We start from the raw sequence: 12,651 nt of genomic DNA on the forward strand, positions 1-12,651 counted from the left end.
GCGCACGCGCAGCGCCTCCGCCGGAGCCGCGCTGCGCGTGCGCCTTCTCGCCGCGGCGTTTCCCCTCGCCGCGGCTTCCCCGGGCCGGCGCCCCGCCGTCGCCGGCCACGCGCCCGCGCCCGCCCGCCGCTTCGCGGCCCGGGCGGGCGGGCGCACGCTTCGCGCCGCCGTGCTTCGCGCGGCGCGCCGTTTCCTCCGCCATGGCCGCGCCTTGCCGGCCGCCGGCGGAGTCCCGGGCAGCGCCGCTGCCTGCGCCGCCCGCAGCATAACGCTGCCGCTCCAACTTGCGGGCGATGCCCCGCTCGATCAGGCGCAGCGCCTCTATGTCCTTCGGCGCCGCAAACGTGACGGCCACGCCTTCCTGCCCGGCGCGGCCGGTCCGCCCAATGCGGTGGATGTAGCTGTCCACGTCATGCGGGATGTCGTAGTTGAACACATGCGTGACTCCTTCGACATCGATGCCGCGGGCCGCCACATCAGTAGCCACCAGCAGCTCCAGCTTCGCCTCGCGAAAAGCCCGCATCACCTGCTCGCGTTTCGCCTGCGACAGATCACCGTGCAGTTCGTCCGATTTAAACCCGGCTTCCTGCAGCGCTTCGTTCAGCGTGCTCGCCCGCCGCTTCGTCCGGCAAAAGATCACCGCCAAATACGGCCGATCCCCGCGGATTTGCTCGATCAGCGCGGCCTGCTTCGTCCGGTCCGTGCACTCCACCAAAATCTGCCGGATGCTGTCCAAGGTCACGCGCGGCGTTTCCGCAACGCGGATATCCTGCGGACGGTCCATGTACGTGCGGGCCAACCGCTTCACACGATCGGGCATCGTCGCCGAGAAAAGCATCGTCTGACGGCTGCGCGGCACCTGCAAAATGATCTCTTCCACCTCGGCCAAAAAGCCCATATGCAGCATTTGATCCGCCTCGTCAAGCACCAGCATCCGCACGGCGCCAAGCGTCAGCGAGCCGCGACGCAAGTGGTCGAGCAGCCGGCCGGGGGTTCCGATGACAAGCTGGGCGCCGCCCTTTAGCTTGCGCAGCTGCCGTTCCACATCCTGCCCGCCGTAGGCGGCCAGCAGCGATAACCCTTCCCGCGCTGCCGCCAGCTTGCGGGCCTCCGCCGTAATCTGCAGCGCCAGCTCCCGGGTCGGGGTGATGATCAGCGCCTGGGCTTCCGGCTTGTCTACGCGGATGTTCTCCAGAATCGGCAGCAGAAAAGCAAGCGTTTTGCCCGTGCCGGTCTGCGCCTGCACGATCGCGTCTTCCCCGGCCATCAGCACCGGGATCGCTGCCGCCTGCACCGGGGTCGGGTTAGCGATGCCTTGTTCCTGCAGCCTGCTAAGCAGGGCGGGCGAAAGGCCCAGGTTTTCAAAAGTCGTCAACAAATTCACCTCATATTCCTAGGATAAAGCCATCCGGTTAATCCCATATCCAGTTCAATAACGATTTAACAGTTGCCGGTTTGGGGCAACAGCCTTCTTATTGTAACAGACGATCCGCGGAACGGCGAGCTAAAACCTCCCCGAACGGAAGATCGAATAAAGCAGCCACAGGAACATCAGCAGCGCCACGATGAAGCCGATTTCGATGGCCGGAAAGTTCCACAGCAGCGTAGGGCGCCTCGTCAGGGATGAGCCGACGATCAAGCCGACCATGATGATGCTGAACGAAAGGAGAACGATGCTGAACGACAGCCGGTTGCTGATTTGATCCAGCTTGCGGAGGAACTGCTCCATCTCCGGAATGTCCATCTCCATCTTGAGTTTCCCTTTGGCGAACATCGCCGACAACCGGCGTACCTGCTGCGGCAGATCGACCAAAGAATCGGTCAATTCGGTCACCCCTTCGATCAGCTTCTTCGTGAGCCGGCGCGACCCGTACTTCTCCCGCAGCAGCTTGCGCCCAAACGGCTCGGCCATGTCGAGAATGCGCAGGTTCGGATCAAGGCTTAGCGCCACGCCCTCCACCGTGAGCAGCGCTTTCCCGAGCAGCAGCAGATCGGCGGGCAGGGTCACCCGGTGGCGCCTGGCGGTCATAAACAGATCGTTTAACGCCTGACCGACCTGAATTTCGGCAAAAGGGATATCGTAATACCTGTCCCGCAGCCGCTCCAGGTCCAGGCGCAGCCCGGCCGTATCGGCGGCGTCATCCACCAGCCCCATGCGTAAGATCGCCCGCACCATGCCTTCGGTGCTGCGCCGCATCAAGGCGATCACCAGCGAGGAGAGATGGTCCTTCATATCACTGCTGAGCCGGCCGACCATGCCGAAATCGATAAACGCCAAATCCCCTCGCTCCGTCACAAGCAAATTGCCGGGGTGGGGGTCCGCGTGAAAGAAGCCGCCTTCAAAAATTTGCCGAAGCAGAGCATCCACAAGGCGTTGGGCTATCGTCTTCCGGTCGAAGCGGACTTCCGCCCGCCCGTTCAGCCGGTTCAAATGCACACCGTCAACAAAGTCCATCGTCAGTACCTTGGACGTCGTGTAGTGCCAATAAACCCCGGGGATATAGATCCCTTCCTCTTCCTTGAATTGCCGGCGGATTTTCTCCATGTTCCGCCCTTCATGGCTGTAGTCCAGTTCGGCCCGGATCGACCGGGAAAATTCCTCAACCATCTGCGGGATTTGATACTGGGAAACCCAGGACCACCGTTTATTCGCCAGCGCCGTCAAATGCTTCAGAATGTCCAGGTCGCGTTCGACGACCGGAATAACGCCGGGACGTTGAATTTTGACGGCAACCCGCTCGCCGCTTGTCAGCCGCGCCCGGTGAACCTGCCCTATCGAGGCGGCGGCCAACGGCGTCTCGTCGAAGCTGGCCAGCAGTTCCTCGATCGGCATCTGCATCTCCTGCTCCAAAATCGCCTTCGCTTCTTCGGCGGAGAAAGGCGGCACCTGATCCTGAAGCTTGACAAGCTCCTCGACGATCGGTTCCGGAAGCAAATCGGAGCGCGTGCTGGCCAGTTGCCCGGCCTTAATAAAGGTGGGCCCGAGCTCCTCCAGCACCAGCCGGATCCGCTCGGCCAAAGTCCGGATTTCCGGGGGCTCCGCCTTGCCAAACCGCCGCAGCGGAACCCGGATGAGCCGGGTTAGTCCGATCTCTTCGGCCATATACCCAAAGCCATGGCGCACCAGCGCCATGGCAATTTCCCGGTACCTCCCGTTATGACGGACAAAGCTGCCCATGAGCTACGGCTGCTGCAGCTCGGCGAGCTTCAGTTCCAGTTCGGCCACCCGGCGGGTCAACTCTTCTACCTCTTTGGCCGAAGCGAGCCCCATGGTTTGAAGCGCGGATCTCACTTGTTCGTTAACAAGCTCCTTAAATCTTCCTTGCTCCTCGGCGCCTTTATCGATCAGCTTCTCCACCAGTTGCTTCGATTCCGAAGGAGCCAATTCGCCGCGCTTCACCAACTCGTCCACAACCCCTTCGATCTTTTCCTTGCTCACGATGGTAAGGCCCCAGCCTAAGGAAATCGCCTTTTTCAACAAATCGCTCATAACCAATCATCCTTTCCTTCATAGGTTTGGATATTGCTTATCTGTACTGTATCATGGCGTGGCTTCTCCGGCATAATACCGCGCCAATTCGACGATCATACTGCCCATTCGCTCCTCCTTCGGAGCCAGCACCCGCGGAACGCCGGCTTCCCGCAGCCCGGCGGCCGTCACCTTGCCTACGGCAACGGCCAGCACCGGCCCCTCCAGCGCCTGCATCAGCGCCTGAAGCCTCCCCCGCTTCTCCGCATGCTCCATGAGAAAACGGACCTGCGGCCCGCTCGTAAACGTTACGGCGTCCACCTCTCCCTCCACAATGTCGGCGAGCAGCTCTTCCAACGCTTCTTCCGGCGGCGAAATATGGCGGTACGGCAAAACCTGACGGCAGCTTGCCCCCTGCTCCTCCAGCCAGGCAACCAGCCGCGGGGCGGGATCGCCGTGCAGCTGCAGCATCACGCTTTTCCCCGTAAAGTCATGGGCCGCCAGTCCGCGGATCAGCCCTTCCGTGCTGCCGTCGTCATCGCGGACGAGCGGCGTCAGTTGCCGCTTTTTGAGGGTATTGGCCGTCTTGTACCCCCGGGCGGCAATGGAATTCATGCTAAGGTTATCCCATAGCTGCTGGGCCACCCCCATATCCTCGGCCATGTCAAACACGGCATCCAGCCCCATGCCGGTCGTGAAAATCGACCAGTCCGGCGGATTTTCCACCCAAGCCGCAATCCCGTTTCGAAGGTCCACGTCGTCCAGCAGGACCGTTCCCTGCGCCGGCCGGTAAAGTGGAATCCCGCCGAGGTTTTCCACCAGCTTGCCCAACTCCTCCGCCCGGCGAGGGCCCGTCAATGCGATTCTTTTCCCTTCCAATCTCCGCGCCATAGTTTACCTCCCCAAAATCAGCCCATCATTCTATTTCCAGCTTATACGACCGGGGAGAGGAAGTAAATCCCATGACCTGCGCGTCAGCCCGATTCCGGTTTGACTTTTCGCGGCCATAACGCGGCGAACAACACCACCGGCAGCAACAGTTCGAAGATCAGCGCCACCAGCGGCCATACGTAATTGAAGTTGAATTGCTGCAGGGCGTTTTTGAAAAACCAGATGGAGCACACAAACGCCAGCGCGCCGGCGGGAGCCGTCATGAGACGGCCGGACAGCTTCGGCACGACCATCTGCATTAAATAACACAGCACATAGATATCAAAGCCGATCTTGCCAAGCGCCGTCGGATACCAAAGCCCGACAACAAGCAGATCGAAGCGGTCCATGAAATCAGTGATCTGCAGTTGCCGAATAAGCTCGTATCCCGAATGCGTCAATTTGCCGGTCAGCGGCACCCCCATGACCAGTTCGGTCAGAAGCAGGATACCGAGGAGAAACAACGCGGTTGTGATCAACCCGGCAAGCCCGGCCGAGACGCGATAAGATTTTCCCGAAATGACCAACGGCAACGCGATGATCTCTCCCAAATAGGGAGCCGCGTACCATGCCCCTTTAGCGATGCCCAACCAATCGAAGGAAAAGTAAGGAATCATGTACTTGATATGTATATTCCTTAACATGGCGATGCTGACGATTGTCAGGATGGCGATCATGATAGGCACGTAGATCTCGCTAATCCCAAGGAAAGCCCGGATCCCCCCTTGCGAAATATAAACGGCCGTGGCGGTGATCATAAGCCCCAAAATCAAAATCGGCGTCCGGTTCAGCAGCACCGAATTTGTAAAATCGGCAAGGATGCGGATATCTCTGGCGGCAATGAACAGAAAAAAGAGGAGGTACATTGCCAACAGAACCCTGCCGCTCACCGGAAACCGCTCAACGATCGCCTGCATCAGATTTTTGTCGGGAAATCGCCTCAACGCCGCCGACAGCAGCCACAGGGACAACACGCAAAGCCCGCCGCTTAGGATGAAGGAGATAGCGGCATGCTGCCGGGCCACATTCGCCATAGGAGAAAACGTCTGCAGATACGTCAGGGAACTGATATACAGCATGCCGAGCAGCGTGATTTGCCGCTTCGTTATTTTTTTCACCAGAATGCTCACTCCTTCCAAATTCTCTTTAAGGGAAAGGCACAAGCGGACGAAGAACCTTGCCCAGCCACTCGCTTGGGAAAAAGAGCTGGGGCGACAGCGTGGTATAGAGCAGGATGCCGAGGGAGACGGCCATCATGCCGTAGGAAAACCACCGGTTTATAGGGGGCTCTTCCCTCATTGCTTCTTTGTCCCGCCATACGCTGAGGGCCATAAGCATCAGCAGCAGCATCTCAATCATTGCGGAGCCGATCCTCCCTTACGCCAAGCGAATTGATCAATTCGCCGGTATTTTCCAGATGCACATGGGAGTGCACGCGAACTTCGATCTCCGGAAGCACATCGTTCCAGCGGTTATGGACTTTTTCCCATTCCGACGGGTAGGTGTTATGGAAGGTGTTGCCCAGTCCGAATACGTCCGAACGATACTCCTTCAGCAGTTTGTTCGCCACCTCGTAAACGCGTTTCGCCACGAAGTCATTGCATTGCTTTTCCAATTTGCCCATCATGGTGGCTTCCAGGTTCGCGTTCGACGTATTTTCTACGAGCAGCCCTTTCGCCTGGATATAGATGTCCGCAGTAATTTGGGAGTTCTTCAGGCGAGTCCGGATCTTGGTATTCGTTTCGTTAAGGCTTATACTGATCATTTGGTTGGGGCCGCCGCCATCATACGGAACGCTGACTTTTGGGTTGAGCGCTTCGTTCATGGCCAGCAGCGCCATCGCTGCTTCATTCACGTCCAAGAAGCCGACCAGTTTATCTGTGCGGAGGACGCCAAGCCCGTCCAGTTGAACGAGGGTTTGGCCATTGCCGACTTTTTTCGGTAAGCTTTCGCCCAGGGTAACGACCGGAATCGCCGGGTCGATCCCTTCCGTCAGCAGTTGATTGGACAGTTTTTGCACGCTCATCGGGGCCTTCATTCCCGACTTGGCGATTTCCCGAATCATTTCGGCGGGAACCTGCTCGATCGGGGCTTCTGCGTCCAGCACTTTGTAGGCGGGGCCGCGGGTAACGACGACGTAGGTGGTCAGCCGGTTTTGCGGAAAACGGGCCAACGTATCGATCTGTTCGCCGATTCCCGACCGGGCAAACTCCTCGCCGAACAACGTTATCCGGCGGTGGGAATAGTTGAGCACCCGGGACAGGCTGTTTTGCATTTCCTTGTTCGCCACATACATCGTTTCGGCGCTTCTGGACAGCATCAGAAATGTTTTGCTCCCGGATGTCCCCCCGCCGCCGCCCTGGCTTCCCGCCCCGCCCAATTGGCTGGGGAGGGCGATCTGAACCGTTGAACGGATGAGACCATCTTCCCTATCGGTCGAAGACCCGAGCACGAAAGCGATATCGTTTACTTCAATCCGGTCCCAGCAGCCGGTCAGCAGGACGGGAATCAGCACCAACGTCAATAAAAAGCATGGTGTTCTTCGGCTCACCTTGCTCACCATCCCTCGGTGGTATCATTGCCGAGCCGCCGGGTTTTTCCGATTCTCCGGCGATTGTCCGGGGCATCGGAAGGCGGCCGTTTTTTCATTTCCCACATCGGGACGCGGCTGAAGATATCTTTCATCGCCTCGGGCCGGTAAGGAGCAACCCCGGCCATATAAGGAACGCCAAACGATTTTAATTGCGTCAGGTGCACGACAACCCAGACCATGCCGACCACGATGCCAAACAATCCGAAAATGCCGGCTAATATCATGATCGGAAAGCGGAGCATGCGGATGGTGACGGCCAAGCTGAACCGCGGAATCGTAAACGAGGCGATGCCGGTGAGCGACACCACGATGACCATGGGCGCCGAGACGATCCCCGCCTGAACCGCGGCTTGGCCAATGACCAGCGCCCCTAAAATGCTGACGGCTTGTCCCACCGTTTTCGGCAGCCGAATCCCAGCTTCGCGCAGCGCTTCAAACGAAATTTCCATAATGAAGGCCTCGACCAGGGCGGGAAACGGTATCGCTTCCCGGGCGGCGGCAACGCTTAAAATAAGCGTCGACGGCAGCATATCCTGGTGAAACGTCGTCACGGCGATGTACAATGCCGGCAGAAACAAGGCTACGCACAGGAAAAAAATACGGATCCAGCGGATCATGTTGCTGATAAAAAACCGCTCGTAATAGTCCTCGCTGGCCTGCAGCATCTGCCACAAAGTAACCGGCGCGATCAGCGCAAACGGCGTACCGTCCACGAAGATCGCCACTCTGCCCTCCAGGATCTGGGCGGCTACGGTATCCGGCCTTTCCGTATACTGCAATTGGGGAAACGGCGACGACGGATTATCTTCAATCCATTCCTCGATATATCCCGTCTCCAGGATCCCATCGATATCAATCGCCTCGAGCCGCTGCTTCACCTCGTTAATCAACTGTTCTTCGGCGATGTTTTCGATATATGCGATGGCTACATCCGTTTTTGTCACCTTGCCGATCACCATGTCGATCAGCTTCAGCTTCTCCGTTTTGATTTTAAAGCGGATCAGCGCAGTATTGATCCGCAGCGATTCGGTGAAGCCTTCGCGCGGTCCGCGAATCACCGCCTCGGTCTGCGGCTCCTGAACGCTCCGGCGCGAACCGCCCTTCACGTTGAACAGGAGCGCCTCATCCATCCCTTGAATAAAAACCGCCACGTTCGACGTCAAGACGGCATTAATCACTTTTTCCCAGTCAGAGCTCGCATCGGTTTGGCTAATGGAAACCCGCTTAAACGAAAGGGGGTACGGGTTGTCCGGCAAGACGCCGGCCAGCCCCTGGATGACGGGACGAAGAATATGCTCCTGCACGTCCTCTACTTTGATGATCCCTTCGATGTAAACGAGCAGTCCCTTAATGTAATCCGTTAACTGGACCTCGCGGTAAATGACGTCCGAGCAGTCCTGGAATACTTTTTTGATGGTTTTTGTGTTTTTCGTCAGATCGCGGCTGACTTTCTCCTTCACTGCAACACCACTCCCTGCGGTCAACTGTTGATCGTTAACAAGATGTAGAATGTACCATTCCCGGAATAATATGTAGCCGCAAGGAAAGAAAAAAAGTTGCCCCAAGGTCTTGGCATGACCTTTCGGACAACTTTTTCAAACGCAATTCCTTATTTAGTGCAAGTTCAAACTACCTCTATTGCTTACGGACAACAAACTTGTCCAGCTGCCCCTTAAGCTGCTCCGCCATCCGGGTCAAATCGGCGGAAGAAGAGGCAACTTCCTCGATGGAGGCGAGCTGCTGTTCGGCGGCTGCCGAAATCGTCTGCGTATTTCCGGCCGCTTCCTCGGAAATGAGCCGGATGTCCTTGATCGATTCCGTGACCTTGCCGGCCCCTGCCGCCAATTCCTTGGCGGCTCCGGCCACGCCTTCCATCTTCGCGGCGGCGCCGCGAACCGCTTTGCGGATCCGCGAGAAGGAGCGCCCGGAGGTGTCGACAGCGATGATTCCTTCCTCGACCCCCTGCTTGGCGTTCTCCATCGATTGAACCGCACGCCCCATTTCACCCTGAATGCCGGCGATCAGCTCCGCAATCTGCTGGGCCGATTGCTCCGAACCTTCGGCCAGTTTCCGCACCTCGGAGGCGACAACGGCAAATCCCCGCCCCTCTTCACCGGCCCGGGCCGCTTCGATCGAGGCGTTCAGCGCCAGCAAATTCGTCTGCTGGGCAATTCCTGCAATGACCTCTACGATTCCTCCGATATTTTGCGTCTGCTCGCCCAGGGTATGAATGACCGACCCTAGTTCTTCAACCGTTTGCTGGATATGCTCGATTTTTTCCACCACGCTAAGTACGGAGGCGTTCCCTTCCTCGGCAACACCGTTCGTCTGCTCCATCGTTTCCGTGACTGTCCGGATGTGGTCGGAAATCGTGATCACCTGGCGCGACATTTCCTCCACGCCGTCTGCACCGGTTTCGACCTTCTGCAATTGCTGCTCGCTGCCGGTCGCCATCTCCTGAATCGCCACCGTCACGTGCTCAATCGCCTTGGTCGTTTGCTCCGCTCCGGCCGACAGCTGCTCCGCAGAGAAGGTAACCTGGTTCGCCGTTTCCCGCACACTGGTGATCATCTCGTTCAGGTTGTCCACCATGCGCTGAAAATGATTGGCCAGCACCCCGATTTCATCTTTCCGGTTTACGAATTCCACGCGTCTTGTAAGATCCCCTTCACTAATGCGCTGTGTCGCTTCGCTCAGCCGGTCCAGCGGAACGGCGATCATCCGGACCGTAACCCAAGCGGCCGCAATGGCCACCGCCACGGAAATTCCGGCGATCAGCAAGGAAGTGGAGTCAAAGATGCCCCTTAGTACCTGATCCAGCACACACGGAACGATCGCCGCCAGCACTGTCGTAATCAGCAAAGTTAACCTAACACGCTTTGCCATAAGAAACAGACCCTCTCTCTATCAAAATTTGGTATGTATATAACTGTATTATAGTTTCTCACCGCATTTCCTGCTATGTACGAAAAACATTTATCGCACGTACGCTCCAAGGAAGTAAACCGCGTTTAGCGCCCAACTCCCGCGAAATGCAAAAGTGCAGGCGATTTTCGCCCGAATTCCCCGAAAGTGACTCGCCAAATGTAAAAGCTTCTTTCATGAACAGTAGCGTCGAGTACCTCGGCCCTTTCAATCTGCAGTCTACATCCAGTGGACGTTGCTCTAACGGACACCAGTGACCTTATCCGCCCATTTCCCGGGTATTTCCCAGCCTAACGGACACAGGCGGCCCTATTTCGCTCTAAACCCGTTCATCTAGGACGATTTTAGGTAAATAAGGTCTTCTGTGTCCGTTTCATTTTGCAATCCTCCGTTTTTCCTCAAATAACAGCTCTGGTGTCCCTTAGCCTCCAGATTCCTCTTCTCCCCCCTCTCTACCTGCGCATCGCCCTCTACCATGTCCGAAAAGCTATAACTCAACTTTCCGCAGAGCAAAAATTACCTTGAGTCCTTGAGTTGAAGGTTTTCAAAAAATTAAGATAGGCGGCTGACAAAAGAGAAAAACACTGCTTCGTTTGGTAAAGCGAAGAGTGACGAGCTTCTACGATCAGACTGAAGAGGTGTCTTTCATTGTTGTAGACCATCAGCCCGACCTAAATCAACTGCCAAACGAATTAAAGTATTCTTTTCTGGCTCAACCTTATAATCCTTGCTTGCCAGTCAAGCCGAAAACCGATCGTGGCAAGAAACGCGGAAGGGCTTTGAAAGCTTGAGGATAGGGGAGTGGAGTGGGTTGGGTTGGGTGGCAGATCAACATTCGCTGTCCGGACGCTTTGCACGATTATCCCGTTTGATCAGGGTAGCAGAGAAACAGACAAACTCGGGAGAAGAAAATATTTGGTGGAAAAGCAGATAGGTTCGAGATCATTTAGACGGGCTTAGGAGAAGGAATCAGGTTTAGGGGAGGTGAAATAGACCGGACAAGAGATCAGGACAGGAGATCAATGACAAGACGCGAGGGAGACGAAAAGACCATGATTTTGCTGCAGCCTGAGCCCTTCCATCTGCATTGACCTCCATGTTCGCTCGCCCCCGTATCAAGAATTCACGTACGTATGTTCGATTTACTATATTATACCAAACATACGTTCTCTTATCAAGCCGAAGATCTCACCTGAACCGCCTCATTTTTTTCCTCATCTTTTTTTGTTTTTTTCTTCCCTCTTTTTTTGAAACCCTTGCTCTAGCCCCCCACCCCCTGCTCTCTGAACGAAAGGGATAATCGTGCAAAGGCAAGCAGCAGGCAGGGACACCAAGACACGAACCCTTGCGAAAGTTGAGTTATAAATTCTATACGGTTGAAAAAATCCCGGATCCGTCAAAGGATTCGGGATTAGTCAAACTAAGCTTTAATTATTCCGTTACAATGTCGTGCACAAGTACAGGGGCTTTCGCATGGTCCGCAATCCGGATGCTGGCGTAAATTTTCTCTAAGACATCCTTCACGTCTTCCCGGTTCGCGTGAATGGTCACCAAGGATTCTCCGGCTTTGACCGGATCGCCAACTTTTTTGTTCAGCATCAGGCCGACGGCAAGATCGATGCCGGATTCCTTCGTAGCCCGGCCCGCGCCAAGCAACATGGCGGCGGTACCGATCTCATCGGCCACTATTTCCGCCACCACGCTGTCGGTTTTAGCCGGTACTTCGATTTGGTGAGCGGCTTGCGGCAGTTTCTCGGGATGATCCACGACGGACGGATCGCCACCCTGATTCGTGATGAATTCCTTGAATTTCTCCAGCGCCTTGCCGCTGCGGATCACTTCTCTCAGCTTCTCTTCGGCTTCCTCAAGGGATGTGGCTTTGTTCGCTAGGAACACCATTTGGCGGCCAAGGGCGAGACAAAGCTCCTCCAGATCCTTCGGCCCGTTACCCTTCAGCGTATCGATCGCTTCCTTCACTTCCAGGGCATTGCCGATCGCGTAGCCCAGCGGCTGGCTCATGTCGGAAATGACCGCCATCGTCTTGCGGCCGACGTTGTTGCCGATGCGAACCATCGCTTGAGCCAGCTCCTTGGCATCCTCGGCCGTTTTCATGAAGGCCCCTGCCCCGGTCTTCACATCGAGGACGATAGCGTCGGAGCCTGCCGCAATTTTCTTGCTCATAATCGAGCTCGCGATGAGCGGAATCGAATCAACGGTTGCCGTGACATCGCGGAGAGCGTAAAGCTTCTTATCGGCCGGTGTCAAATTGCCGGATTGGCCTATAACCGCAATTTTATGCCGGTTCACCAGCTCCACAAACTCCTCCTTGCTGATCTCCACGTGGAAACCGGCGATCGCCTCCAGCTTATCGATCGTCCCTCCGGTATGGCCGAGTCCGCGGCCGGACATCTTCGCGACCGGGATGTCGAGCGCAGCAACGAGCGGCGCCAGCACCAGCGTCGTCGTATCGCCTACGCCGCCGGTGGAATGCTTGTCCACCTTCACGCCTTCAATGGCCGACAGGTCGATCGTGTCCCCGGAATTGACGATTGCCATCGTCAGATCCGCCCGCTCCCGCTCCGTCATATCCCTGAAGTAGATGGCCATGGCCAGGGCGCTGACCTGGTAATCGGGAATCTCGTCTTTCGTATAGCCCTCGATAATGAAGTTGATTTCTTCCGTAGTCAATTCCCCACCGTCGCGTTTCTTCGCAATCAGATCCACCATTCTCATG

The 12,651-nt window shown here is 56.6% G+C and carries 10 protein-coding genes; all 10 read right to left on the bottom strand.

Annotated features, from left to right (window positions below; genetic code table 11):
- Positions 1–1,375 (bottom strand): DEAD/DEAH box helicase (locus ACLD72_RS13075; RefSeq protein WP_458475805.1); only part of this gene is annotated, 1,375 nt, incomplete at its 3' end.
- A gap of 129 nt (positions 1,376–1,504) precedes the next feature.
- Positions 1,505–3,178 carry an ABC1 kinase family protein gene (locus ACLD72_RS13080; RefSeq protein WP_410995665.1) on the bottom strand — a complete coding sequence of 558 codons (1,674 nt, stop codon included), beginning with the start codon at positions 3,176–3,178 and terminating at the stop codon, positions 1,505–1,507.
- A gap of 3 nt (positions 3,179–3,181) precedes the next feature.
- On the bottom strand, positions 3,182–3,490 hold the full coding sequence (locus ACLD72_RS13085; RefSeq protein ID WP_251591766.1) for a phasin family protein: 309 nt from the start codon (positions 3,488–3,490) through the stop codon (positions 3,182–3,184).
- A gap of 51 nt (positions 3,491–3,541) precedes the next feature.
- Positions 3,542–4,360, bottom strand: a complete 819-nt coding sequence (locus tag ACLD72_RS13090; RefSeq protein ID WP_410995664.1) for a uroporphyrinogen-III synthase — start codon at positions 4,358–4,360, stop codon at positions 3,542–3,544.
- Positions 4,361–4,443: 83 nt separating this feature from the next.
- The gene (locus ACLD72_RS13095) at positions 4,444–5,517 is read right to left on the bottom strand and encodes a GerAB/ArcD/ProY family transporter (protein WP_410995663.1); all 1,074 of its coding nucleotides are present in this window, start codon (positions 5,515–5,517) and stop codon (positions 4,444–4,446) included.
- Between the two features lie 28 nt (positions 5,518–5,545).
- On the bottom strand, positions 5,546–5,758 hold the full coding sequence (locus ACLD72_RS13100; protein WP_251591763.1) for a hypothetical protein: 213 nt from the start codon (positions 5,756–5,758) through the stop codon (positions 5,546–5,548).
- On the bottom strand, positions 5,751–6,950 hold the full coding sequence (locus ACLD72_RS13105; RefSeq protein WP_410995662.1) for a Ger(x)C family spore germination protein: 1,200 nt from the start codon (positions 6,948–6,950) through the stop codon (positions 5,751–5,753). The genes ACLD72_RS13100 and ACLD72_RS13105 overlap by 8 nt, the downstream gene beginning before the upstream one ends.
- Positions 6,951–6,955: 5 nt before the next feature.
- Positions 6,956–8,452, bottom strand: coding sequence for a spore germination protein (locus ACLD72_RS13110; RefSeq protein WP_410995661.1), 1,497 nt, complete (start codon positions 8,450–8,452; stop codon positions 6,956–6,958).
- Positions 8,453–8,627: 175 nt separating this feature from the next.
- Complete coding sequence (locus ACLD72_RS13115) at positions 8,628–9,878, bottom strand: methyl-accepting chemotaxis protein (protein ID WP_410995660.1); 1,251 nt, start codon at positions 9,876–9,878, stop codon at positions 8,628–8,630.
- A 1,470-nt stretch (positions 9,879–11,348) separates the two neighbouring features.
- Positions 11,349–12,650 (bottom strand): pyrimidine-nucleoside phosphorylase, encoded by a 1,302-nt coding sequence (locus ACLD72_RS13120; protein WP_410995659.1) that lies wholly within the window; start codon positions 12,648–12,650, stop codon positions 11,349–11,351.
- Position 12,651 lies beyond the last annotated feature (1 nt).

Source organism: Paenibacillus lacisediminis (assembly GCF_046567315.2).